Source organism: Mycobacterium sp. E1214, assembly GCF_001666755.1.
In the GTDB taxonomy this organism is placed as follows: domain Bacteria; phylum Actinomycetota; class Actinomycetes; order Mycobacteriales; family Mycobacteriaceae; genus Mycobacterium.
In genome coordinates, this window is record NZ_LZJC01000072.1 from 1 (window position 1) to 25511 (window position 25511).

23 protein-coding genes and 1 rRNA gene are annotated in these 25511 nt (G+C 67.6%); 23 read left to right on the forward strand and 1 reads right to left on the reverse strand.

The features are described from left to right. From argS to A5700_RS08095, 21 genes are all read left to right on the forward strand, one after another. On the forward strand, positions 1–1470 hold a 1470-nt coding region (gene argS / locus A5700_RS07995; RefSeq protein ID WP_068073151.1), incomplete at its 5' end, for an arginine--tRNA ligase. Continuing rightward, positions 1467–2885, forward strand: coding sequence for a diaminopimelate decarboxylase (gene lysA / locus A5700_RS08000; protein WP_068073149.1), 1419 nt, complete (start codon positions 1467–1469; stop codon positions 2883–2885). The genes argS and lysA, both read left to right, overlap by 4 nt. Positions 2886–2888: 3 nt before the next feature. After that, entirely contained in the window at positions 2889–4214 is a 1326-nt protein-coding gene (locus tag A5700_RS08005) for a homoserine dehydrogenase (RefSeq protein ID WP_068073147.1), read from the forward strand. Further along, on the forward strand, positions 4211–5293 hold the full coding sequence (gene thrC, locus A5700_RS08010) for a threonine synthase (protein ID WP_068073145.1): 1083 nt from the start codon (positions 4211–4213) through the stop codon (positions 5291–5293). The genes A5700_RS08005 and thrC overlap by 4 nt, the downstream gene beginning before the upstream one ends. 7 nt (positions 5294–5300) lie before the next feature. Beyond that, on the forward strand, positions 5301–6248 hold the full coding sequence (gene thrB, locus A5700_RS08015; protein WP_156671134.1) for a homoserine kinase: 948 nt from the start codon (positions 5301–5303) through the stop codon (positions 6246–6248). Positions 6249–6565: 317 nt separating this feature from the next. Then, positions 6566–8389 (forward strand): transcription termination factor Rho, encoded by a 1824-nt coding sequence (rho, locus tag A5700_RS08020; protein WP_369828250.1) that lies wholly within the window; start codon positions 6566–6568, stop codon positions 8387–8389. Positions 8390–8614: 225 nt separating this feature from the next. Beyond that, on the forward strand, positions 8615–8845 hold the full coding sequence (gene rpmE / locus A5700_RS08025) for a 50S ribosomal protein L31 (protein ID WP_068073141.1): 231 nt from the start codon (positions 8615–8617) through the stop codon (positions 8843–8845). 93 nt (positions 8846–8938) lie between these two features. Continuing rightward, complete coding sequence (prfA, locus tag A5700_RS08030; protein ID WP_068073139.1) at positions 8939–10012, forward strand: peptide chain release factor 1; 1074 nt, start codon at positions 8939–8941, stop codon at positions 10010–10012. After that, positions 10009–10881 (forward strand): peptide chain release factor N(5)-glutamine methyltransferase, encoded by an 873-nt coding sequence (prmC, locus tag A5700_RS08035; protein WP_068073137.1) that lies wholly within the window; start codon positions 10009–10011, stop codon positions 10879–10881. Before prfA ends, prmC begins: the two co-directional genes overlap by 4 nt. After that, positions 10878–11531 carry an L-threonylcarbamoyladenylate synthase gene (locus A5700_RS08040; protein WP_068073135.1) on the forward strand — a complete coding sequence of 218 codons (654 nt, stop codon included), beginning with the start codon at positions 10878–10880 and terminating at the stop codon, positions 11529–11531. The genes prmC and A5700_RS08040 overlap by 4 nt, the downstream gene beginning before the upstream one ends. Before the next feature lie 34 nt (positions 11532–11565). Continuing rightward, complete coding sequence (locus A5700_RS08045; protein ID WP_156671135.1) at positions 11566–12792, forward strand: glycosyltransferase family 4 protein; 1227 nt, start codon at positions 11566–11568, stop codon at positions 12790–12792. A gap of 217 nt (positions 12793–13009) precedes the next feature. Continuing rightward, positions 13010–13507 (forward strand): ATP synthase subunit I, encoded by a 498-nt coding sequence (locus tag A5700_RS08050; protein ID WP_068073133.1) that lies wholly within the window; start codon positions 13010–13012, stop codon positions 13505–13507. Further along, on the forward strand, positions 13500–14258 hold the full coding sequence (gene atpB, locus A5700_RS08055) for a F0F1 ATP synthase subunit A (RefSeq protein WP_068073131.1): 759 nt from the start codon (positions 13500–13502) through the stop codon (positions 14256–14258). Before A5700_RS08050 ends, atpB begins: the two co-directional genes overlap by 8 nt. 84 nt (positions 14259–14342) lie before the next feature. Next, entirely contained in the window at positions 14343–14591 is a 249-nt protein-coding gene (locus A5700_RS08060; protein ID WP_156671142.1) for a F0F1 ATP synthase subunit C, read from the forward strand. 9 nt (positions 14592–14600) lie between these two features. Beyond that, the gene (locus tag A5700_RS08065; protein ID WP_068073127.1) at positions 14601–15113 is read left to right on the forward strand and encodes a F0F1 ATP synthase subunit B; all 513 of its coding nucleotides are present in this window, start codon (positions 14601–14603) and stop codon (positions 15111–15113) included. 7 nt (positions 15114–15120) lie between these two features. Then, positions 15121–16470: a F0F1 ATP synthase subunit B/delta gene (locus A5700_RS08070; RefSeq protein WP_068073126.1), complete on the forward strand. Its 1350-nt coding sequence runs from the start codon at positions 15121–15123 to the stop codon at positions 16468–16470. 58 nt (positions 16471–16528) lie between these two features. Continuing rightward, positions 16529–18253 (forward strand): F0F1 ATP synthase subunit alpha, encoded by a 1725-nt coding sequence (atpA, locus tag A5700_RS08075; protein ID WP_068073123.1) that lies wholly within the window; start codon positions 16529–16531, stop codon positions 18251–18253. 6 nt (positions 18254–18259) lie between these two features. Further along, positions 18260–19186, forward strand: coding sequence for a F0F1 ATP synthase subunit gamma (locus A5700_RS08080; protein WP_068073121.1), 927 nt, complete (start codon positions 18260–18262; stop codon positions 19184–19186). 22 nt (positions 19187–19208) lie between these two features. Then, positions 19209–20669: a F0F1 ATP synthase subunit beta gene (gene atpD / locus A5700_RS08085; RefSeq protein WP_068073119.1), complete on the forward strand. Its 1461-nt coding sequence runs from the start codon at positions 19209–19211 to the stop codon at positions 20667–20669. 30 nt (positions 20670–20699) lie between these two features. Further along, complete coding sequence (locus A5700_RS08090; protein WP_068073117.1) at positions 20700–21065, forward strand: F0F1 ATP synthase subunit epsilon; 366 nt, start codon at positions 20700–20702, stop codon at positions 21063–21065. A 6-nt stretch (positions 21066–21071) separates the two neighbouring features. Beyond that, positions 21072–21515: a DUF2550 domain-containing protein gene (locus A5700_RS08095; protein WP_068073115.1), complete on the forward strand. Its 444-nt coding sequence runs from the start codon at positions 21072–21074 to the stop codon at positions 21513–21515. Between the two features lie 34 nt (positions 21516–21549). Here A5700_RS08095 and A5700_RS08100 read toward each other — a convergent pair whose 3' ends face one another. Further along, complete coding sequence (locus tag A5700_RS08100) at positions 21550–22128, reverse strand: cob(I)yrinic acid a,c-diamide adenosyltransferase (RefSeq protein WP_068073166.1); 579 nt, start codon at positions 22126–22128, stop codon at positions 21550–21552. A gap of 69 nt (positions 22129–22197) precedes the next feature. On the opposite strand from A5700_RS08100, the gene murA reads away from it, so the two are divergent. Both murA and A5700_RS08110 read left to right on the forward strand, forming a co-directional pair. Next, complete coding sequence (murA, locus tag A5700_RS08105) at positions 22198–23451, forward strand: UDP-N-acetylglucosamine 1-carboxyvinyltransferase (RefSeq protein WP_068073108.1); 1254 nt, start codon at positions 22198–22200, stop codon at positions 23449–23451. A gap of 365 nt (positions 23452–23816) precedes the next feature. After that, positions 23817–25336 (forward strand): 16S ribosomal RNA (locus tag A5700_RS08110). Positions 25337–25511 lie beyond the last annotated feature (175 nt).

Consider the following 25511-nt stretch of genomic DNA (forward strand, 5'->3'; position numbering starts at 1 on the left):
CGCGAGCTGGCCGGCTGGCTCGCCGAAGCGGTGGCGCAGGCCGACGGCGTCGCCGCCGCCGAGGTCGCCGGGCCCGGCTTCATCAACCTGCGCCTCGAGGCGTCGGCGCAGGCCGCGGTGGTCGACAACGTCATCGACGCCGGCGACGGATACGGTCACTCCGCGGCGCTGGCGGGGCACAAGATCAACCTCGAGTTCGTGTCGGCCAACCCCACCGGGCCCATCCACATCGGCGGCACCCGCTGGGCCGCCGTCGGCGACGCGCTGGGCCGGCTGCTGTCCACCCAGGGCGCCGCCGTGGAGCGCGAATACTACTTCAACGACCACGGCGCCCAGATCGACCGCTTCGCCAGCTCGCTGATCGCCGCCGCCAAGGGCGAACCCACCCCCGACGACGGTTACGCGGGTGACTACATCAACGACATCGCCGCGCAGGTGCTGCAGCAGGCGCCCGCGGCGTTGACCCTGTCCGACGCCGACGCGCACGAGACCTTCCGCGAAATCGGCGTCGACTTGATGTTCACCCACATCAAGGAGTCGCTGCACGACTTCGGCACCGACTTCGACGTCTACACCCACGAGGACTCGATGCACACCAGCGGGCGGGTGGACCAGGCCATCGCCCGCCTGCGCGAGAGCGGCAATATCTACGAGAAGGACGGCGCAAGCTGGTTGCGCACCAGCGCATTCGGCGACGACAAGGACCGCGTCGTGATCAAGAGCGACGGCAAGCCGGCCTACATCGCCGGGGACATCGCCTACTACCTGGACAAGCGGCAGCGCGGATTCGACCTGTGCATCTACATGCTCGGCGCCGACCACCACGGCTACATCGCGCGGCTCAAGGCGGTGGCCGCCGCCTTCGGTGACGACCCCGCCGCCGTCGAGGTGCTCATCGGGCAGCTGGTCAACCTGGTCCGCGACGGCCAGCCCGTGCGCATGAGCAAGCGCGCCGGAACGGTGATCACCCTCGACGACCTGGTCGAGGCGATCGGCGTCGACGCCGCCCGCTACAGCCTGATCCGTTCCTCGGTGGACACCCCGATCGACATCGACCTGGCGTTGTGGTCCTCGGCGTCTAACGAAAACCCGGTCTATTACGTGCAATACGCGCACGCTCGGCTGTCCGCGCTGGCCCGCAACGCCGCCGAGCTGGGGCTGGCGCCCGACACCGCGCACCTCGAGCTGCTCAGCCACGACAAGGAGGGGACGCTGCTGCGCACCCTCGGCGAGTTCCCGCGCGTACTCGAGACGGCGGCGAACCTGCGCGAACCGCACCGGGTCTGCCGTTACCTCGAAGACCTCGCCGGTGATTACCACCGGTTCTACGACTCGTGCCGCGTGCTGCCGCAGGGCGACGAGCGGCCCACCGACTTGCACACCGCCCGCCTGGCGCTGTGCCAGGCCACCCGTCAGGTCATCGCCAACGGCCTGGCCATCCTCGGGGTCACCGCGCCGGAGCGAATGTGAACGTCCATCCCGCCGGGCCCCGGTACGCCGACGACGCCCGTCAACCCGCCAGCCCCCCGCGCCCGCAGTCGGCCGAGGAGCTGCTGTCGCTCGCCCCGAACGTGTGGCCGCGCAACATGATTCGCGGTGCCGACGGGATCGCGGCCATCGCGGGCGTGCCCGTCACCGACCTCGCCCGGGAATACGGGACCCCGCTGTTCGTCATCGACGAGGACGACTTTCGGTCCCGCTGCCGCGAGATCGCGGCCGCGTTCGGCGGCGGCCGCCACGTCTACTACGCGGCCAAGGCGTTCCTATGCAGCGAGGTCGCCCGCTGGGTCGACGAGGAGGGCCTGTCGCTCGACGTGTCGACCGGCGGCGAGCTGGCCGTCGCGCTGCGCGCCGACTTCCCGCCGGAGCGCATCACGTTCCACGGCAACAACAAATCCGTCGCCGAGCTGACCGAGGCGGTCAAAGTCGGTGTCGGGCGCATCGTCTTGGACTCGATGATCGAGATCGAGCGGCTTGACGCCATCGCGGGTGAGGCGGGCGTCGTCCAAGACGTCTACGTGCGCGTCACCGTCGGCGTCGAGGCGCACACGCACGAATTCATCTCCACCGCGCACGAAGACCAGAAGTTCGGCCTCTCGGTGGCCAGCGGCGCGGCCATGGGGGCCGTGCGCCGCGTCTTCGCCACGGACAACCTGAGGCTCGTCGGGCTGCACAGCCACATCGGTTCGCAGATCTTCGACGTCGACGGCTTCGAAGTCGCCGCGCACCGGGTCATCGGGTTGCTGCAAGAGGTCGTCGAGCAGTTCGGTGTCGACAAGACCGCGCAGATCTCGACCGTGGATCTCGGCGGAGGCCTGGGCATTTCGTACCTGGCGGCCGACGACCCACCGCCGATGACCGAGCTGGCGGACAAGCTGACCGCCATCGTGCGCAGCGAGTCGGCGGCGGTGGGGCTGCCCACGCCGACCCTGGTGGTGGAGCCGGGCCGCGCCATCGCCGGCCCGGGCACCATCACCCTCTACGAGGTCGGCACCGTCAAGGACGTCGACATCAGCGCCACGGCGCAGCGCCGCTACGTCAGCGTCGACGGCGGCATGAGCGACAACATCCGCACCGCGCTCTACGACGCGCAATACGACGCCCGGCTGGTCTCGCGGGTCAGCGACGGGCCCGCGACCCTGGCGCGTATCGTCGGAAAGCATTGCGAGAGCGGCGATATCGTCGTGCGGGACACCTGGGTGCCCGACGACCTGGCGCCCGGCGACCTGCTGGGGGTGGCGGCCACCGGCGCCTACTGCTATTCGCTGTCCAGCCGTTACAACATGATCTGCCGTCCGGCCGTGGTGGCGGTACGCGCGGGCCAGCCACGCCTGATCCTGCGCCGCGAGACGGTCGACGATCTCTTGAGTCTGGAAGTGAGGTGAACTGTGCCCCGTGACGAAAAGCCGGTTGGGGTAGCGGTACTCGGGTTGGGCAACGTCGGCAGCGAAGTCGTCCGCATCATCGAGGACAGCGCCGACGACCTGGCGGCTCGGGTCGGCGCGCCCTTGGTGCTGCGCGGCATCGGCGTGCGCCGCGTCGCCGACGACCGCGGTGTCCCCGCCGAGCTGCTTACCGACAACATCGAAGAGCTGGTCTCGCGCGAGGACGTCGACATCGTCGTGGAGCTGATGGGTCCGGTCGAGCCGTCGCGCAAGGCGATCCTGACCGCGCTCGAGCATGGCAAGTCCGTCGTGACGGCCAACAAGGCGCTGCTGTCGATCTCCACCGGTGAACTCGCCCAGGCGGCCGAGAACGCCACCGTCGACCTGTATTTCGAGGCGGCCGTCGCGGGCGCCATCCCGGTGATCCGCCCGCTGACGCAGTCCTTGGCGGGGGACACCGTGCTGCGGGTCGCCGGGATCGTCAACGGCACCACCAACTACATCCTCTCGGCGATGGACAGCACGGGCGCCGACTACGACACCGCCCTGGGCGAGGCCAGCGCGCTGGGATACGCCGAGGCCGACCCCACCGCGGACGTCGAGGGCTACGACGCCGCGGCCAAGGCCGCCATCCTCGCCTCCATCGCGTTCCACACCCGGGTGACCGCCGACGACGTCTACCGCGAAGGCATCACGAAGATCACCCCGGCCGACTTCGCGTCCGCCCGGGCGTTGGGCTGCACCATCAAGCTGCTGTCCATCTGCGAGCGCATCTCCGACGACGACGGCCAGGAGCGGGTGTCGGCCCGGGTCTACCCGGCGCTGGTGCCCTTGTCGCACCCGCTGGCCACCGTCAGCGGGGCCTTCAACGCGGTCGTCGTCGAGGCGAAGGCCTCGGGGCGGCTGATGTTCTACGGCCAGGGCGCCGGTGGCGCGCCGACCGCGTCGGCGGTGACCGGTGACCTGGTGATGGCCGCCCGCAACCGGGTCCTGGGCAGCCGCGGGCCCAAGGAGTCCAAGTACGCCCAATTGCCCATTGCGCCAATGGGTTTGATCTCCACCCGGTATTACGTCAGCATGAACGTCGCGGACAAGCCGGGCGTGTTGTCCTCGGTCGCGGCGGAGTTCGGCAAGCGGGAAGTGAGCATCGCCGAGGTGCGCCAGGAGGGCGTGGTCGACGACGGCGGGCGCCGCGTCGGGGCCCGGATCGTGGTGGTCACCCACAGCGCGACCGACGCCGCGCTGTCCGAAACCGTCTCCGCCCTCGCCGATTTGGACGCCGTGCAGGGCATCACCAGCGTCTTGCGCCTGGAAGGAACCAGCCTATGAGCGCCCCGTACACGGCCGTTCACCAGCCGTGGCCCGGCCTGATCGAGGCTTACCGCGACCGGCTTCCGGTGGGCGACAACTGGACAGCGGTCACCCTGCTCGAGGGCAATACCCCGCTGATCAAGGCGACGCGGCTCTCCGAGCGGACGGGCTGCACGGTGCACCTCAAGGTGGAGGGCCTCAACCCGACGGGTTCGTTCAAGGACCGCGGCATGACGATGGCGGTCACCGACGCGGTGGCCCGCGGCCAGCAGGCGGTGCTCTGCGCGTCGACGGGCAACACCTCCGCGTCGGCGGCGGCCTACGCCGCCCGCGCCGGGATCACCTGCGCGGTGCTGATCCCGCAGGGCAAGATCGCGATGGGCAAGCTGGCGCAGGCGGTCATGCACGGCGCCAAGATCATTCAGATCGACGGCAACTTCGACGACTGCCTCGAGCTCGCCCGCAAGATGGCCGCCGACTTTCCGACGATCTCACTGGTCAATTCGGTCAACCCGGTGCGCATCGAGGGCCAGAAGACGGCGGCCTTCGAGATCGTCGACGCGCTGGGCGCCGCGCCGGACGTGCACGCCCTCCCGGTGGGTAACGCCGGCAACATCACCGCGTACTGGAAGGGCTACACCGAATATCACCAAGAGGGGGTGATCGACCGGCTGCCGCGGATGCTCGGCACCCAGGCGGCCGGCGCGGCCCCGCTGGTGCACGGCGAACCCGTCAGCCACCCGGAGACCATCGCGACCGCCATCCGGATCGGCGCGCCGGCGTCGTGGACCGCCGCGGTCAAGGCCCAGCAGCAGTCGGACGGCCGTTTCCTCGCCGCCACCGACGACGAGATCCTGGCGGCGTATCACCTCATCGCCCAGAGCGAAGGGGTTTTCGTCGAGCCGGCGTCCGCGGCCAGCGTCGCGGGCCTGCTCAAAGCCGTCGACGACGGCTGGGTCGCCCGCGGCTCCACGGTGGTGTGCACGGTGACCGGCAACGGCCTCAAGGACCCCGACACGGCGCTGCGCGACATGCCGACCGTGTCCCCGCTGCCCGTCGACCCGGTGCTCGTCGTCGAGAAGCTCGGCTTGGCGTGAAGGGTTGTTGGTGACCCAGGTGCTCCCCGCCGGGCTGGTGGCCAGCGCCGTGGTCTCGGCGTCCAGCGCCAACCTCGGCCCGGGCTTCGACAGCCTCGGCTTGGCCCTGGACCTGTGCGACGAGATCGTCGTCGAGACAACGGATTCCGGACTGGTCGTGCTCGTCGAAGGGCAGGGCGCCAATCAGGTGCCGCTGGGCCCCGAGCATCTGGTGGTCCGCGCCCTTACCGCCGGGCTGCACGCGGCCGGTGTCCAGGCGCCGGGCTTGGTGGTGCGGTGCCGCAACGCCATTCCGCACTCCCGGGGGCTGGGATCCTCGGCGGCCGCCGCGGTCGGCGGCCTGGCTGCGGCTAACGGCCTTGTGGCGCAGACGAATTCGCCGGTGTTGACCGATGCCCAGCTGATTCAGCTCTCCTCGGATTTCGAGGGCCATCCCGACAACGCCGCGGCCGCCGTGCTGGGGGGCGCGGTGGTGTCGTGGATCGACAGCGGTGCCGCCGCGGCCCGCTACTCGGCGGTGCCCCTGCGGCTGCACCCCGACATCCGGGTGCACTGCGCGGTCCCCGAGGAACGTTCGCTGACCTCGGAGACGCGGGTGCTGCTGCCCGCGCAGGTCAGCCACGTCGACGCGCGCTTCAACGTCAGTCGCGCGGCGTTGCTGGTGGTGGCGCTCACCGAACGCCCCGACCTGCTGATGGCGGCCACCGAGGATGTCTTGCATCAGCCGCAGCGCGCGGCGGCGATGCCGGCCTCCGCGGAATATTTGCGGCTGCTGCGGCGTCATAACGTGGCAGCGACGCTGTCGGGGGCCGGTCCTTCGGTGATTGCGTTGAGCACAGCCTCGGAGCTACCTGCGGAAGTGGTGGACTACGGGGCCGCCCACGGTTTTACGATCACCGCGATGGCCGCTGGCGAACGAGTTCGCTGGAGTGCGGGAGCCACCGTCCCCGAGTGATCCACAGCGTGGCCCGAGCGTTTGCTTGCTTCCGGCTGGGATGGGGGCTATCCTCGGACCCGTCCAGCAATCGCAGCATCTGCATCTGCATCCATACTGCCTTGAAGCTAGGACAACACCAATTCTTCTCGTGGACGAGGTTCGCCGTTTACTCCGCCGATCGAGGCGATCACCGTTGCAGAGTCGATGATTGGGCGCATCCGGCACTGAGCCTGATTGCAACGACCCCCCGTATGACGTGATCAGCGGGGGAAGAAAGGAAATCCGTGACTGATACGGACCTGTTCACGGCTGGCGAGAGCACTGACGCCGATCAACTGGCGAACGCCGTGACCCCAGACACATCCGACGCGAAGAGCGTCAAGACCACCAAGTCCGATGGCCCCGCGGGCGCCCTGTCCACCATGGTGTTGCCCGAGCTGCGCGCCCTGGCCAGCCAGGTCGGCGTCAAGGGGACGTCGGGCATGCGCAAGAACGAACTGATCGCCGCCATCAAGGAGATTCGCGGCCAGGCCAACGGCGCCGCCGCCAACGGCGCGCCGACCGCCGCCGTCGACACCGGCTCCAAGCCGGACACCGACGCCAACGGCGCCGGCCCGGACGCCCCGGCCAAAGCGGAGCAGAACGGTACGGCCGCCGAGTCGCCGCGCCGCGAACGGCGCAACGCCTCCCGCGAAGCCGGCGCCGCCGCCCAGCCCGACGACGACGGTGGCCGGGGCCGCTCGGCGCGTCGCGACGACGCCTCCGGCGACGAGGCCGACGCCGGCAAGCGGGACGACCGCGGCCAAGACCGCCACGACCAGAACCGCGACCGCGGCCAGGACGGCGGCAACGACCAGGGCGGCCAGCGCGGCGGCTCCAACCAGAACCAGAACCAGCAAGACGACGACGGCGACGGCCGCCAGGGGAGGCGGGGGCGCCGCTTCCGCGACCGCAGGCGCCGCGGCGAACGCACCGGTGACGGCGCGGAATCCGAGCAGATCCGCGAGGACGACGTCGTGCAGCCGGTCGCCGGCATCCTCGACGTCCTGGACAACTACGCGTTCGTGCGCACCTCCGGCTACCTCGCCGGCCCGCACGACGTCTACGTGTCGATGAACATGGTGCGCAAGAACGGCCTTCGCCGTGGCGACGCCGTCACCGGCGCGGTACGCGTGCCCAAGGACGGCGAGCAGCCCAACCAGCGGCAGAAGTTCAACCCGCTGGTGCGGTTGGACAGCGTCAACGGCGGCTCGGTCGAAGAAGCCAAGAAGCGGCCCGACTTCTCCAAGCTGACGCCGCTCTACCCCAACCAGCGCCTGCGGCTGGAGACCACCAGCGACCGGCTGACCACCCGGGTCATCGACCTGATCATGCCGATCGGCAAGGGGCAGCGCGCGCTGATCGTGTCGCCGCCCAAGGCCGGTAAGACCACGATCCTGCAGGACATCGCCAACGCGATCACCAGGAACAACCCCGAATGCCACCTCATGGTCGTGCTCGTCGACGAGCGGCCCGAAGAGGTCACGGACATGACCCGCTCGGTCAAGGGTGAGGTCATCGCCTCGACCTTCGACCGGCCGCCCACCGACCACACGGCCGTCGCCGAACTCGCGATCGAGCGCGCCAAGCGGCTCGTCGAGCAGGGCAAGGACGTCGTGGTGCTGCTGGACTCGATCACCCGCCTGGGCCGCGCGTACAACAACGCCTCGCCCGCGTCCGGCCGGATCCTGTCCGGTGGTGTCGACTCCACCGCGCTGTACCCGCCCAAGCGGTTCCTCGGCGCGGCGCGCAACATCGAGGAAGGCGGGTCGCTGACGATCATCGCCACCGCGATGGTCGAGACCGGCTCCACCGGTGACACGGTCATCTTCGAGGAGTTCAAGGGCACCGGTAACGCGGAGCTCAAGTTGGACCGCAAGATCTCCGAGCGGCGGGTCTTCCCGGCGGTCGACGTCAACCCCTCCGGTACCCGCAAGGACGAACTGCTGCTCTCGCCCGACGAGTTCGGCATCGTCCACAAGCTGCGCCGCGTGCTGTCCGGTCTGGACTCGCACCAGGCCATCGACCTGCTGATGTCGCAGCTGCGCAAGACCAAGAACAACTACGAGTTCCTGGTCCAGGTGTCCAAGACGACGCCGGGATCGATGGACAACGACTGATCCGTCCGCGCGTCCGGCGCGCCGCCGCTGTGGCTTCGGTCTCGAAGAGCGGTCGCGCCGGCACCGAGGGAATGTCCGGGCCCACCCCGGTGTTTTGGGAAGACGGTGGTTGACCTGGCATAATCGAACGTCGATTACCCAGGACCGCCTCGGGTTGGGAGTTCACCACCGGCCGTCGGCTCCGACGCCGCCAGGGCCGGGCGACACACGATCGAAGAGGACATCATGAAAGCTGAGATTCATCCCGCCTACGAGGAGACCACGGTGCTCTGCGGGTGTGGCAACACCTTCCAAACGCGCAGCACCAAGTCCGGCGGCCGCATCGTCGTCGAGGTCTGCTCGCAGTGTCACCCGTTCTACACGGGCAAGCAGAAGATTCTCGACAGCGGCGGCCGGGTGGCCCGCTTCGAGAAGCGCTACGGCAAGCGCAAAGCCGGAGCGGACGCCGACAAGTAGCGGCCTCACCGACGCCCGAACTGTGCGCGCAGGCGCACGGGCCGGGCGTCGGTTCGCGTTCAGGAGCGGATCGCTTGGTGTGGGAGGTGTGACATGACAAAGCCGGTGCAGACCATCGACGTGCTGCTCGCCGAACACGCCGAGCTCGAGCGACGGCTGGCGGACCCCGAGCTGCACAGCAATCCCGGCGAGGCGCGCAAGGCCGGCCGCCGGTTCGCCCGCCTGGCGCCGATCGCCGCCACCCACCGCAAGCTGGAGTCCGCGCGCGCCGACCTGGAGACCGCCCGGGAACTGGCCGCCGACGACCACTCGTTCGCCGACGAGGTCACCGAGCTCGAGGTTCAGGTCGGCGAGCTAGAGACCCAACTCACCGACATGCTGGCGCCGCGCGACCCGCACGACGCCGACGACATCGTGCTCGAGGTGAAGTCCGGCGAGGGCGGGGAGGAATCGGCGCTGTTCGCCGCCGACCTCGCCAGGATGTACATCCGCTACGCCGAGCGACACGGCTGGACCGTGACCGTGCTGGACGAAACGACGTCCGACCTGGGCGGCTACAAGGACGCGACGCTGTCCATCGCCAGCAAGGGCGACGCGGCCGACGGTGTGTGGTCGCGCCTGAAGTTCGAGGGCGGCGTGCACCGGGTGCAGCGCGTCCCCGTCACGGAATCGCAGGGCCGCGTTCACACTTCGGCCGCCGGCGTGCTGGTCTACCCCGAACCCGAGGAAGTCGGCGAGGTGCAGATCGACGAATCCGATCTGCGCATCGATGTGTACCGCTCGTCCGGCAAGGGCGGGCAGGGCGTGAACACCACCGACTCCGCGGTGCGCATCACCCACCTGCCCACCGGGATCGTCGTGACCTGCCAGAACGAGCGGTCGCAGCTGCAGAACAAGGCCCGCGCCCTGCAGGTGCTGGCGGCGCGGCTGCAGGCGCTGGCCGAGGAGCAGGCGCTGGCCGACGCCTCGGCCGACCGGGCCAGCCAGATCCGCACCGTGGACCGCAGCGAGCGGATCCGCACCTACAACTTCCCCGAGAACCGGATCACCGACCACCGCATCGGGTTCAAGGCGCACAACCTCGACCAGGTGCTCGACGGCGACCTCGACGCGATGTTCGACGCGCTGGCCGCCGCGGACAAACAGAGCCGGCTGCAACAGGCATGACCGCATTGCGGCGCGCGATCGACGACGCTGCGGTGGCACTGACCGCAGCCGGCATCGATTCCGCGCGCTGGGACGCCGAGACGCTGGCCGCCCACCTGGCGGGCACCGACCGAGGGCGGCTGGCGCTGCTCGACTCACCCGGCGAGGACTTCTTCGGGCGCTACCGCGAGGCGGTGGCCGCGCGCTCCCGGCGGGTGCCGTTGCAGCACTTGCTGGGCACGGCCGCGTTCGGGCCGCTGCTGCTGCACGTCGGGCCCGGCGTGTTCGTGCCGCGCCCCGAAACCGAAGCGCTGCTGGAGTGGGCGAGCGCGCAGCGGCTGGCACCCGAGCCTGTGATCGTCGACTTGTGTACCGGCTCAGGGGCTTTGGCGGTCGCGCTGGCCCGGCACCGGGCGGAGCGTGGCCTGGGCGCGCGGGTCATCGCCGTGGACGACTCGGCCGCGGCGCTGGCGTACGCGCGCCGCAACGTCGAGGGCACCGGCGTCGAGCTCATCGAGGCCGACGTCACCCGCCCGGGCCTGCTTCCCGAACTGAACGCGCGCGTGGACCTGCTGGTGGCCAATCCGCCCTATGTGCCCGACGACGCGGCGGTGCCCCCCGAGGTCGCGGGCCACGACCCGCGCCACGCGGTGTTCGGCGGCCCGGACGGCATGGCGGTGCTCGGCCCCATCGTGGAACTGGCCGCCCGCTGGCTGCGCCCCGGCGGCCTGGTGGCCGTCGAGCACGACGACAGCACGTCGGCCCAGACCGTCGAATTGTTCGTTGCGGCAGGGGTGTTCGACGACGTCCGGGCCCGGCGGGACCTGGCGGGGCGCCCGCGGTTCGTGACGGCAATGAGGACTGGCGATGAGGAGGAGCGGCGCTCGTGACTGACGTATTTGACTGCGCCGACCCCGACCAGCGCGCCCGCGGCATCGCCTCGGCGGTCACGGCGCTCAAGGGCGGCCGGCTGGTCGTCATGCCCACCGACACCGTGTACGGCATCGGCGCCGACGCGTTCAACACCGCCGCGGTGGCCGCCCTGCTGTCGGCGAAAGGCCGCGGCCGCGACATGCCGGTGGGCGTGCTGGTGGGCTCCTGGCACACCATCGAGGGCCTCGTCTACACCATGCCGCGCGGCGCCCGCGACCTGATCCGCGCGTTCTGGCCGGGCGCGTTGAGCCTGGTGGTGACCCAGGCGCCGTCGCTGCAGTGGGACCTCGGCGACGCCCGCGGCACCGTGATGCTGCGCATGCCGTTGCACCCGGTGGCCATCGAGCTGCTGCGGGAGGTCGGGCCCATGGCGGTCTCCAGCGCGAACGTCTCGGGCCGCCCGGCCGCCGTGACCGCCGGCGACGCGCGCGACCAACTCGGCGACCTCGTCGACGTCTACCTTGACGCGGGTCCGTCCGAACAGGGCGCCGCCTCCACCATCGTCGACCTCACCGGTGACGGCCCCCGGATCCTGCGGCCGGGCCCGGTGAGCGCGCAGCGCATCGCCGAGGTACTCGAGGTGGATCCCGCGAGCCTGACGGGTTAGCCGGCGGCGGCGCGATTACTGGCGGACCAGGTTGGTGCAGTACGGTCTCGAGGTGTCCAGCGTCGTCACCAATCTGGCAAGTGGTTGGCTCGCCCTGGCCGATCGCGGCGCCGGCGTGCCGCTGCGCGAGCTCGCCCTGGTCGGGCTGACCGCCGCGATCATCACCTACTTCGCGACCGGCCCGGTGCGCGTGCTGGCCACCCGGCTCGGCGCCGTCGCCTATCCGCGCGAGCGCGACGTGCACGTCACGCCAACGCCCCGAATGGGCGGGCTGGCAATGTTTTTCGGGGTTGGGGCGGCCGTGTTCCTGGCCTCGCAGCTTCCCGCGCTCACCCGCGGCTTCGTCTACTCCACCGGCATGCCCGCGGTGTTGGTGGCCGGCGCGGTCATCATGGGCATCGGGCTGATCGACGACCGTTGGGGCCTGGATGCGCTGACGAAGTTCGCCGGCCAGATCACCGCGGCCAGCGTGCTGGTCACCATGGGCGTCGCCTGGAGCGTGTTGTACATCCCGATCGGCGGCGTGGGCACCATCGTGCTCGACCAGGCGTCGTCGATCCTGCTCACGCTGGCGTTGACGGTCTCGATCGTCAACGCCATGAACTTCGTCGACGGGCTCGACGGGCTGGCCGCCGGGCTCGGGCTGATCACTGCCATGGCCATCTGCATGTTCTCGGTCGGGCTGCTGCGCGATCACGGCGGCGACGTGTTGTTCTACCCGCCCGCGGTGATCTCGGTGGTGCTGGCGGGGGCCTGCCTGGGCTTCCTGCCGCACAACTTTCACAAAGCCAAGATCTTCATGGGCGACTCGGGCTCGATGCTGATCGGGCTGATGCTCGCCGCGGCCTCCACGACGGCCGCGGGGCCGGTGTCGCAGAACGCCTACGGTGCCCGCGACGTGTTCGCCCTGCTGTCGCCGTTTCTGCTGGTGGTCGCGGTGATGTTCGTGCCGATGCTCGACCTGCTGCTGGCGATCGTGCGCCGCACTCGCGCGGGTCGCAGCGCGTTCAGCCCCGACAAGATGCATCTGCATCACCGATTGCTGCAGATCGGCCACTCGCACCGGCGGGTGGTGCTGCTGATCTACCTGTGGGTGGGCATCGTCGCGTTCGGCGCGGCGAGCACGATCTTCTTCAACCCCCGGGACACCGCCGCGGTGATGCTGGGCGCCATCGCCGTCGCGGGCATCGCCACGGCCATCCCGCTGCTGCGCCGCCGCGACGAGGACGAAGACGAAGACGAAGGCTACGACAGCCGGTAGTAGTGGGGTCTGCGATGTGGTACGGTGCTGGTAGAACCCCAAAAAACCGTTCAGGTTGCCGGTCTCTCGGAGGGCTATCCGATCGGGCCGGTGGACGACTGATGCCGGGAGCTACCCCTTGGGTAATTCCACTGTGACGTGCGATACGCTCGGCGGGCCACCGATCAGTCGGTCGGGGGGGTCTAAGTTCCAACCAAACTGGGATTGAGGTGCTGCGGTGACGACACCAGCGCAGGATGCGCCGTTGGTGTTCCCCTCTGTTGCTTTCCGTCCGGTTCGGCTGTTCGCTATCAGCGTTGCCCTCACGGCGGTGGCCGTGGCCCTGGCGGCCGTGTCAGGCCACTTGATGGTCGGCGTCTTCTTCGGCGTCGGGCTGTTGCTGGGTCTGCTCAACGCGGTGCTGGTCCGGCGGTCGGTCGCGTCCATCACCGCCAAGGACCATCCGCTGAAGAGCACCATGGCGGTGAATTCCGCGACGCGGCTGGCCGTCATCACCGTGCTGGGGCTGATCATCGCGTTCCTGTTCCGCCCGAGCGGCCTGGGCGTCCTGTTCGGGTTGGCGCTCTTCCAGGTCCTGCTGGTTGCGTCCACAGCGCTGCCCGTGTGGAAGAAGCTGCGCGCGAGGGATTGGGAGCCCGGATCCGCGGACGCGCCCGAGGGCCGCGTGATCGCGAGATCGGAAGGAACGGAAGGAAGGACAACCAGCGATGACTGACACGACGTTTCTCGCCGAGTCCGCCATCGAGGTCGGCGAGCACAACAAGGCCACCTGGCTGGGCCTGACCGTCAACACCGACACGATCCTGGCGACGGGTATCGCGGCCGTGATCGTGCTCGCGTTGGCGTTTTTCCTGCGCGCCAAGATCACCTCAACCGGCGTGCCCAGCGGCGTCCAGCTGTTCTGGGAGGCCATCACCGTCCAGATGCGCGACCAGATCGAAAGCGCGATCGGCATGCGCATCGCGCCGTTCGTGCTGCCGCTGGCCGTCACCATCTTCGTGTTCATCCTGATCTCGAACTGGCTGTCCGTGCTGCCGCTGCAGTACACCGATAAGGCGGGGCGCACCACCGAGCTGTTGAAGTCGGCGGCCGCCGACATCAATTACGTTCTGGCACTGGCCCTGTTCGTATTCGTCTGCTACCACGTGGCGGGCATCTGGCGCCGCGGCATCGTCGGGCACCCGCTCGCCGTCCTCAAGGGCCACGTGGCCTTCCTGGCGCCGATCAACCTCGTCGAGGAACTCGCCAAGCCGATCTCGTTGTCGCTGCGACTCTTCGGCAACATCTTCGCCGGCGGCATCCTGGTCGCGCTCATCGCGCTGTTCCCGCCCTACATCATGTGGGCGCCCAACGCGATCTGGAAGGCGTTCGACCTGTTCGTCGGCGCCATCCAGGCCTTCATCTTCTCGATCCTGACGATCCTGTACTTCAGCCAGGCCATGGAGATCGACGATCACCATGACTGAGGCCATCGTGAATTGTTTTGTCCCACGCACCATTACAGAGGCCTGGTAGACCGCTACCAGATATCAAGGAGGATAAGAATGGCTCTGGATCCCCAAGTCGCTGCCGCTGCACTCATCGGCGGTGGACTCATCATGGGCGGCGGCGCGATCGGTGCCGGTATCGGTGACGGCATCGCCGGTAACGCGCTGGTCGCGGGCATCGCCCGGCAACCCGAGGCGCAAGGCCGGCTGTTCACGCCGTTCTTCATCACCGTCGGTCTGGTCGAGGCGGCCTACTTCATCAACCTGGCGTTCATGGCGCTGTTCGTGTTCGCCACACCGGTCGGCACCTAATTCGCTGTGATGGGTGACGCGAGCCGCAGCGTAATGGCATCCGGCCGGGTGGTGGCCGAGGGGGGTAACAACTTCCTCGTCCCCAACGGCACGTTCTTCTTCGTGCTGGCCATCTTCTTGGTCGTGCTCGGCATCATCAGCACGTTCGTCGTGCCGCCGGTCATGCGGGTGTTGCGCGAGCGCGACGCCATGGTCGCCAAGACCGCGGCCGACAACAAGAAGGCCGCCGAGCAGTTCGAGGCTGCCCAGGCCGACTACGAAGAAGCTATGACGGATGCCCGTGTGCAGGCGTCGTCGCTGCGCGACAACGCCCGCGCCGAGGGCCGTAAGGTGGTCGAGGACGCGCGCGCCCAGGCCGAGCAGCAGGTGTCGACGACGCTGCAGCAGGCCGCCGAGCAATTGAAGCGGGAAAGAGACTCCGTGGAGCTGGATCTGCGCGCCAACGTGGCCAGCCTGTCGGCGACGCTGGCCAGCCGGATCCTCGGCGTCGAAGTTGCTCCCGGGACCGCGACGAGTAGGTAAAACACACATGGGGAATTGGTCGACCTTCATCGGGCAGCTGATCGGCTTCGCCGCCATCGTGCTGCTGGTGGTGCGCTACGTCGTGCCGCCGGTGCGTCGGATGATGACCGCTCGGCAAGAGACCGTGCGTCAGCAGCTCAAAGATGCTGCCGCGGCGTCGGATCGGCTCACCGAGTCGACGACGGCCCACAGTAAGGCCGTCGAATCCGCCAAGGCGGAGTCGAAGCGGATCGTCGAAGAGGCCGAGACGGACGCGGCGCGCATCGCCGAGCAACTGCAGGCGCAGTCCGAGGTGGAGGCCGAGCGCATCAAGTCTCAAGGCGGCCGCCAGGTCGATCTGCTGCGGACGCAACTGAGTCGTCAGCTGCGCCTGGAGCTTGGCCACGAGGCCGTGCGGCAGGCGGGCGAACTGGTGCGCAACTACGTGGCCGACGCCGAGCAGCAATCCGGCACCGTCGACCGGTTCCTGGACGACCTGGAGCAGATGGCGCCGGCGTCAGCCGACGTGCGGTACCCGCTGGCGTCGAAGATGCGGTCGGCCAGCCGGCAGGCCTTGGCCAGTCTGTCCGACAAGTTCGGTGCTGTCGCCAAAGACCTTGACAACAAGGCGCTCTCGACGCTGTCCAGCGAATTGGTCGCGGTGGCGCAGCTGTTGGACCGGGAGATCGTCGTCCTGCGCTACCTGACGGTTCCCGCCGAGGAGTCCGGCCCCCGGGTTCGGCTGATCGAGCAGTTGCTGTCCGGCAAGGTCGGTGACGTGACGCTCGACGTCCTGCGCTCGGCGGTGGCCGAGCGGTGGTCGGCGAACTCCGATCTCGTCGACGCCATCGAGCACGTGTCGCGACAGGCCTTGCTGGAAGTGGCCGAGCGCGAGGACAAGGTCGACGAGGTTGAAGAACAGCTTTTCCGGTTCTCCCGCATCCTGGACGCGCAACCCCGGTTGGCCATCCTGCTGGGCGACTTCGCCGTTCCGGTGGAAGGCCGAGTCCAGTTGCTGCACAACGTCCTTGAGGGCGCAAGCGGCCGCGTCAACCCCATCGTCGAGTCGCTGCTCACCCAGACGGTCCAGCTGCTGCGCGGCGAGCCGGCCGAGTCGGCCATCGAGTTCCTGGCCGCCGCCGCGGTTGCGCGCCGCGGTGAGGTCGTCGCGCAGGTCAGCGCGGCGGCCGAACTCAGCGACGAGCAGCGCACCCGCCTCGCCGACGTGCTCGCCCGCATCTACGGCCACCCGGTGACGGTGCAGCTGCAGATCGAGCCGGAGCTGCTGGGCGGGCTGCTCATCTCCGTCGCCGACGAGGTGATCGACGGGACGCTCTCGTCCCGGCTGGCCGCGGCCGAGGCTCAGTTGCCCGACTGAGCGCCCACTACTTTCCCCACCCCATGCGAACAAAGATCAAGTAGGAAGACGAAAAGCCATGGCCGAGTTGACAATCTCTGCTGACGCCATCCAGAGCGCCATCGAGGAGTACGTAGGCTCCTTCACCTCCGACACCTCCCGCGAGGAGGTGGGCACGGTCACCGAGGCCGGGGACGGCATCGCGCACGTCGAAGGCCTGCCCTCCGTCATGACCCAGGAGCTGCTCGAGTTTCCCGGCGGCGTTCTCGGCGTGGCGCTGAACCTCGACGAGCACAGCATCGGTGCGGTCATCCTGGGTGACTTCGAAAAGCTCGAGGAGGGTCAGCAGGTCAAGCGGACCGGCGAGGTCTTGTCGGTCCCGGTCGGTGACGCGTTCCTCGGACGGGTCGTCAACCCGCTGGGCGAGCCGATCGACGGCCGCGGCGACATCGAGACCGACACCCGCCGCGCCCTGGAGATTCAGGCGCCCTCGGTGGTGCAGCGCCAGAGCGTGAAAGAGCCGCTGCAGACCGGCATCAAGGCCATCGACGCGATGACCCCGATCGGCCGCGGCCAGCGGCAGCTGATCATCGGCGACCGCAAGACGGGCAAGACCGCCGTGTGCGTCGACACGATCATCAACCAGCGCCAGAACTGGGAGACCGGCGACGAGCGCAAGCAGGTGCGGTGCGTGTACGTGGCCATCGGCCAGAAGGGCACCACCATCGCCTCGGTCCGTCGCGCGCTGGAAGAGGGCGGCGCGATGGACTACACCACGATCGTGGCCGCGCCCGCGTCGGACTCCGCCGGCTTCAAATGGCTTGCGCCGTACACGGGTTCGGCGATCGCCCAGCACTGGATGTACGACGGCAAGCACGTGCTGATCGTGTTCGACGACCTGAGCAAGCAGGCCGAGGCGTACCGCGCCATCTCGCTGCTGCTGCGTCGCCCGCCGGGCCGCGAGGCCTACCCCGGTGACGTGTTCTACCTGCACTCGCGGCTCTTGGAGCGTTGCGCAAAGCTCTCCGACGAGCTCGGCGGCGGCTCGATGACCGGCCTGCCGATCATCGAGACCAAGGCCAACGACATCTCGGCCTATATCCCCACGAACGTCATCTCGATCACCGACGGTCAGTGCTTCCTCGAGTCAGACCTGTTCAACCAGGGCGTCCGCCCGGCCATCAACGTCGGTGTCTCGGTGTCGCGCGTGGGTGGTGCCGCACAGATCAAGGCGATGAAGGAGGTGGCCGGCTCGCTGCGTCTGGACCTGTCGCAGTACCGCGAGTTGGAGTCCTTCGCCGCGTTCGCCTCCGACCTGGACGCCACGTCGAAGGCCCAGCTGGAGCGCGGTGAGCGGTTGGTGGAGTTGCTCAAGCAGCCCCAGTACCAGCCGATGCCCGTTGAGGAGCAGGTGGTTTCGATCTTCCTGGGCACCGGCGGCCACCTGGACTCGGTGCCGGTAGAGGACGTGCGGCGTTTCGAGACCGAGCTGCTCGACCACATCCGGGCGTCGGAGGAGAAGTTCCTCGCGGGCATCCGCGACAGCCAGAAGCTGTCCGAGGAGGGCGAGAAGCAGCTGACCGACATCATCAAGAACTTCAAGAAGAGCTTCGCGGCCACCGACGGTGGTTCGGTGGTGCCCGACGAGCACGCCGAGCCCCTCGAGGGCGAGGAGAAGGAGTCGGTGAAGGTCAAGAAGCAGTCCGACAAGGAAGGCGCCAAGAAGGACGGCGGCTCCGGCAAAGATAGCGTTTCCAAGGACAGCGGCTCGGACCAGGGCGGCTCGGAGAAGAAAAAGAAGTAGCGACCAATGGCTGCCACACTTCGCGAATTGCGCGGTCGGATCCGCTCCGCCGGCTCGATCAAAAAGATCACCAAGGCCCAGGAGCTGATCGCGACCTCGCGGATCGGAAAGGCGCAGGCTCGTCTCGAAGCCGCGCGCCCGTACTCCGAAGAGATCACCCGCATGCTCACCACCCTGTCCGGCGAGGCCGCGCTGGATCATCCGCTGCTCGTCGAGCGGGATGACCCGAAGCGGGCCGGCGTGCTGGTGGTGTCCTCCGACCGGGGACTGTGCGGTGCCTACAACTCCAGCGTCTTCCGCCGCTCGGAGGAGCTGTTCGCGAAGCTGCGTGAGGAAGGCAAGACGCCGGTCCTGTACGTGGTCGGCCGAAAGGCGCAGAACTACTACTCGTTCCGGAACTGGGACATCACCGAATCCTGGACTGGTTTCTCCGAGCAACCCAGCTACGAGAACGCGTCGGAGGTGGCGTCGACCCTGGTCGATGCCTTCATGACCGGCAGCGGCGCCGACATCGACGACGACCAGTCCGGCTCCGGCGAGGGCGTGGACGAGCTGCACATCGTCTACACCCAGTTCAAGTCGATGCTCTCGCAGTCGACCGACGCGCGACGGGTGGCGCCGATGGTCACCGAGTACGTCGAGGACACCGACGATCTGCACACCCTGTACTCCTTCGAGCCCAGTGCGTCGGAGCTTTTCGACGCGCTGCTGCCGCGGTACGTGACCACCCGCGTGTACGCCGCGTTGCTCGATTCCGCCGCATCGGAATTGGCGTCGCGACAGCGGGCGATGAAGTCGGCCACCGACAACGCGGACGACCTGATCAAAGAGCTGACGCTGATGGCGAACCGCGAGCGACAGGCCCAGATCACCCAAGAGATCAGCGAAATCGTCGGTGGCGCAAACGCGCTCGCCGACGCCGACGCCCGGTAGCGCAAAGGAAGCGAAGAAAATTATGGCTGCCACAACTGACACCGCCGACAAGACCGAGAACGCCCAGGACACCGACACCAAGGGCCGCGTGGTACGCATCGCCGGCCCCGTCGTCGACGTGGAATTCCCGCGCGGCTCGGTGCCGGACCTGTTCAACGCCTTGAACGCCGAGGTCTCCTACGAGGAGCTGAAGAAGACGCTGACCCTCGAGGTGGCGCAGCACCTGGGCGACAACCTGGTTCGCGCCATCTCGCTGCAGCCCACCGATGGCCTGGTGCGGGGCGTCGCGGTCACCGACAGCGGCAACCCCATCTCGGTGCCCGTGGGCGAGGGCGTGAAGGGTCACGTCTTCAACGCGCTGGGCGACTGCCTGGACAAGGACGGCTACGGCGAGGACTTCGACCACTGGTCGATCCACCGCAAGCCGCCGAAGTTCGAGGACCTCGAGCCCCGCACCGAGATGCTGGAGACCGGCCTGAAGGTCGTCGACCTGCTCACCCCCTACGTGCGTGGTGGCAAGATCGCGTTGTTCGGTGGTGCCGGCGTGGGCAAGACGGTGCTCATCCAGGAGATGATCAACCGTATCGCCCGAAACTTCGGTGGTACCTCGGTGTTCGCCGGGGTGGGGGAGCGCACTCGCGAGGGTAACGACCTGTGGGTCGAGCTCAAGGAAGCCGACGTGCTCAAGGACACCGCGTTGGTGTTCGGTCAGATGGACGAGCCGCCCGGCACCCGTATGCGGGTGGCGCTGTCCGCGTTGACCATGGCTGAGTGGTTCCGCGACGAGGCGGGCCAGGACGTGTTGTTGTTCATCGACAACATCTTCCGGTTCACCCAGGCCGGCTCCGAGGTGTCGACGCTGCTGGGCCGCATGCCGTCGGCGGTGGGTTACCAGCCCACCCTGGCCGACGAGATGGGCGAGCTGCAGGAGCGCATCACCTCGACCAGGGGCCGGTCCATCACGTCGATGCAGGCGGTGTACGTGCCCGCCGACGACTACACCGACCCGGCGCCGGCGACGACGTTCGCGCACCTCGACGCGACCACGGAGCTGTCCCGAAACGTGTTCTCCAAGGGCATCTTCCCGGCGGTGGACCCGCTGGCGTCGAGCTCGACCATCCTGGACCCCAGCGTCGTCGGTGACGAGCACTACCGCGTCGCCCAGGAAGTGATCCGAATCTTGCAGCGCTACAAGGACCTTCAGGACATCATCGCCATCCTCGGTATCGACGAGCTGTCCGAAGAGGACAAGCAGCTGGTGAACCGGGCACGGCGCATCGAGCGGTTCCTGTCGCAGAACATGATGGCGGCCGAGCAGTTCACCGGTCAGCCGGGTTCGACGGTGCCGCTGAAGGAGACCATCGAGTCGTTCGACCGCCTGACCAAGGGCGAGTTCGACCACGTGCCCGAGCAGGCCTTCTTCCTCATCGGTGGGCTCGACGACCTGGCCAAGAAGGCCGAGAGCCTTGGCGCCAAGCTCTAACGACCCGGTCGAGTCGAAAGGTGGTGTGGCATGGCCGAAATGAACGTCGAGATCGTCGCTGTCGACCGCAAGATCTGGTCGGGTGAGGCGAAGTTCGTGTTCACCCGCACCACCGTCGGGGAGATCGGCATCATGCCGCGGCACATCCCGCTGGTGGCTCAACTGGTCGACGACGCGATGGTGCGCGTCGAACGGGACGGCGAAGACGACTTACGGATCGCCGTGGACGGCGGCTTCCTTTCGATCACCGAGGAATCGGTGACCGTGCTCGCCGAATCCGCGGCATTCGAGTCCGAGATCGACGAGAGCTCCGCCCGGGAGGATTCCGAATCGGACGATCCCCGGATCGCGGCCAGAGGGCGCGCGAGACTGCGCGCCGTCGGCGCGATCGACTGACGGCAGATGGGCGCGCCCATGGTTGGCATGGTCGTGCTCGTCGTCGTCCTGGGGGCCGCCGTCGCCGCGCTGAGCTACCGGTTGTGGAAACTGCGCCAAGGTGGAACGGCGGGCATCATGCGCGACGTCCCCGCGGTCGGCGGCCACGGCTGGCGGCATGGCGTGATCCGGTACCGCGGCGGGGAGGCCCTGTTCTACCGGCTCTCCAGCCTGCGGTTGTGGCCGGATCGCCGGCTTAGCAGGCGGGGCGTAGAGATCGTCGCCAGGCGCGCACCCCGCGGCGACGAGTTCGACATCATGACCGACGAGATCGTCGTCCTCGAACTGCGCGATACCACGCAGGAACCGCGTTCGGGGTACGAGATCGCGTTCGACAAGGGGGCGTTGACCGCTTTCCTGTCCTGGCTGGAGTCCCGCCCCTCACCGCGTGCGCGCCGGCGTAGCTTCTGACCAGTTCGCCGCCGCGACAACCACTTTGACGGCCTCAGTCCGCGGCGCCGCCTCCTGGCTGCCACAGCACGTCACCCTCGGGGTTCGCCGCCCGCGACAAGATGAACAACAGGTCGGACAGCCGATTGAGGTACTTGGCCGGCAGCACGCTGACCGTCTCCGGGGCGGACTCGACCGCAGCCCACGCCGATCGCTCGGCGCGCCGCACCACGGTACGGGCCACGTGCAGCAACGCCGACAACGGCGAACCACCCGGCAGCACAAAGGATTTCAGCGCCGGCAGCGGTTCGTTATATTTGTCACACCAACCCTCCAGCCGGTCGATGTAGGCCTGCGGAACGCGCAGGGGGGGATACTTCGGATCCGGGACCACCGGCGTGGACAGGTCGGCGCCGGCGTCGAACAGGTCGTTTTGGATCTGGCGCAGCACGCCCGCGATCTCGGCATCGGGGCCGCCCAGCGCGAGCGCGACGCCGATCGCGCAGTTGGCTTCGTCACAGTCGGCGTAGGCGATCAGGCGGGCGTCGTTCTTGGAAACCCGCGAGAAGTCGCTGAGCCCGGTGGTCCCGTCATCGCCGGTCCGCGTGTAAATGCGGGTCAGGTGCACTGCCATGACCAAACCGTACTCGGCGGGCCACTTAGCTGACTGACAAGCCGATACCGCTTCACTAGACTGACGCGGGTGGCTGAGCGATTCGTGGTGACCGGCGGCAACCGGTTGTCCGGCGAAGTCGCCGTCGGCGGCGCCAAGAACAGTGTTTTGAAACTGATGGCCGCGACGCTGCTGGCGGAGGGCACCAGCACCATCACCAATTGCCCCGACATCCTCGACGTGCCGCTGATGGCGGAAGTCCTGCGTGGCCTGGGCGCCACCGTCGAACTCGACGGCGACGTCGCCCGGATCACCTCACCCGACGAGCCGAAGTACGACGCGGACTTCGCCGCGGTGCGGCAGTTTCGGGCGTCGGTGTGCGTGCTCGGGCCCCTGGTCGGGCGGTGCAAGCGGGCCCGGGTGGCGCTGCCCGGCGGCGACGCGATCGGCTCGCGGCCGCTCGACATGCACCAAGCGGGCCTGCGCCAGCTGGGTGCGCAATGCAACATCGAGCACGGATGCGTTGTCGCGCAAGCCGATACGCTGCGCGGCGCGGAGATCCAACTGGAATTCCCCTCGGTGGGCGCCACCGAGAACATCTTGATGGCCGCGGTGGTGGCCGAAGGCGTCACCACGATCCACAACGCGGCGCGCGAGCCCGACGTCGTCGATCTGTGCACGATGCTCAACCAGATGGGGGCGCAGGTCGAGGGGGCCGGGTCGCCGACCATGACGATCACCGGCGTCCCGCGCCTCTACCCGACGGAACACCGCGTGATCGGGGATCGCATTGTCGCCGCCACCTGGGGGATCGCCGCGGCGATGACCCGGGGCGACATCACGGTGACGGGCATCGACCCGGCGCATCTGCAGGTCGTCCTGCACAAACTGCACGACGCCGGCGCCACGGTCACCCAGACAGACAACAGCTTCCGGATCGCCCAGTACGAGCGGCCGAAGTCGGTGAACGTCGCGACGCTGCCGTTCCCCGGGTTCCCGACGGACCTGCAGCCGATGGCGATCGCCCTGGCGTCGATCGCCGACGGCACGTCGATGATCACGGAGAACGTCTTCGAGGCGCGCTTCCGGTTCGTCGAGGAGATGATCCGCCTCGGCGCCGACGCCCGCACCGACGGCCACCACGCCGTCGTGCGCGGATTGCCCCAACTGTCGAGCGCTCCCGTGTGGTGTTCGGACATTCGCGCCGGTGCGGGCCTGGTTCTGGCGGGTTTGGTCGCGGACGGAGACACCGAGGTCCACGACGTGTTTCACATCGATCGGGGCTACCCGTTGTTCGTGGAAAACCTGGCGATTTTGGGAGCGGAGATCGAGCGGGTACAGTAACCAAAGTCAGTGCCCCACAAGCGCGGTCACCTCGCAGAGGGAACCGAAACTTGGGGCCTTGACTCCCTCGCTGGATTGGTACTAGCCTGGCACGGCTGCTCCCGAACGGCCCGGAAGGGCCAAAAACTGGGAGTTGACTTCACTGCCGGAGATGTATTAAGCTGGCAGGGTTGCCCCAAAACGGGCGAAACAAGTGTTGTTTGAGAACTCAATAGTGTGTTTGGTCTTTTTATTTGTTGTTGTTTTTGGCCATACCTAGCACTCCCCGTGTGTGGGTATGGCTCTTTTATGATGCCAGTTTTGGTGTCTTTTTGTTAGGTCAGATATCTCTGATTGTGAATTCGCCTCGTTCATCGAGGAGTCTTTGTTTGGAGAGTTTGATCCTGGCTCAGGACGAACGCTGGCGGCGTGCTTAACACATGCAAGTCGAACGGAAAGGCCCCTTCGGGGGTACTCGAGTGGCGAACGGGTGAGTAACACGTGGGTAATCTGCCCTGCACTTCGGGATAAGCCTGGGAAACTGGGTCTAATACCGGATAGGACCTCAAGACGCATGTCTTCTGGTGGAAAGCTTTTGCGGTGTGGGATGGGCCCGCGGCCTATCAGCTTGTTGGTGGGGTGATGGCCTACCAAGGCGACGACGGGTAGCCGGCCTGAGAGGGTGTCCGGCCACACTGGGACTGAGATACGGCCCAGACTCCTACGGGAGGCAGCAGTGGGGAATATTGCACAATGGGCGCAAGCCTGATGCAGCGACGCCGCGTGGGGGATGACGGCCTTCGGGTTGTAAACCTCTTTCAGCAGGGACGAAGCGCAAGTGACGGTACCTGCAGAAGAAGCACCGGCCAACTACGTGCCAGCAGCCGCGGTAATACGTAGGGTGCGAGCGTTGTCCGGAATTACTGGGCGTAAAGAGCTCGTAGGTGGTTTGTCGCGTTGTTCGTGAAAACCGGGGGCTTAACCCTCGGCGTGCGGGCGATACGGGCAGACTAGAGTACTGCAGGGGAGACTGGAATTCCTGGTGTAGCGGTGGAATGCGCAGATATCAGGAGGAACACCGGTGGCGAAGGCGGGTCTCTGGGCAGTAACTGACGCTGAGGAGCGAAAGCGTGGGGAGCGAACAGGATTAGATACCCTGGTAGTCCACGCCGTAAACGGTGGGTACTAGGTGTGGGTTTCCTTCCTTGGGATCCGTGCCGTAGCTAACGCATTAAGTACCCCGCCTGGGGAGTACGGCCGCAAGGCTAAAACTCAAAGGAATTGACGGGGGCCCGCACAAGCGGCGGAGCATGTGGATTAATTCGATGCAACGCGAAGAACCTTACCTGGGTTTGACATGCACAGGACGCCGGCAGAGATGTCGGTTCCCTTGTGGCCTGTGTGCAGGTGGTGCATGGCTGTCGTCAGCTCGTGTCGTGAGATGTTGGGTTAAGTCCCGCAACGAGCGCAACCCTTGTCTCATGTTGCCAGCGGGTAATGCCGGGGACTCGTGAGAGACTGCCGGGGTCAACTCGGAGGAAGGTGGGGATGACGTCAAGTCATCATGCCCCTTATGTCCAGGGCTTCACACATGCTACAATGGCCGGTACAAAGGGCTGCGATGCCGCAAGGTTAAGCGAATCCTTTTAAAGCCGGTCTCAGTTCGGATCGGGGTCTGCAACTCGACCCCGTGAAGTCGGAGTCGCTAGTAATCGCAGATCAGCAACGCTGCGGTGAATACGTTCCCGGGCCTTGTACACACCGCCCGTCACGTCATGAAAGTCGGTAACACCCGAAGCCAGTGGCCTAACCCTTTGGGAGGGAGCTGTCGAAGGTGGGATCGGCGATTGGGACGAAGTCGTAACAAGGTAGCCGTACCGGAAGGTGCGGCTGGATCACCTCCTTTCTAAGGAGCACCACGAGAAGCACCCCAATTGGTGGGGTGCAAGCCGTGAGGGGTTCTCGCCTGTAGTGGGCGGGGACCGGGTGCACGACAACAGATAATTGCCAGACACACTATTGGGCCCTGAGATAACACTCGGTTCAGTCCGCGTGGAGTCTCCCCATCTTGGTGGTGGGGT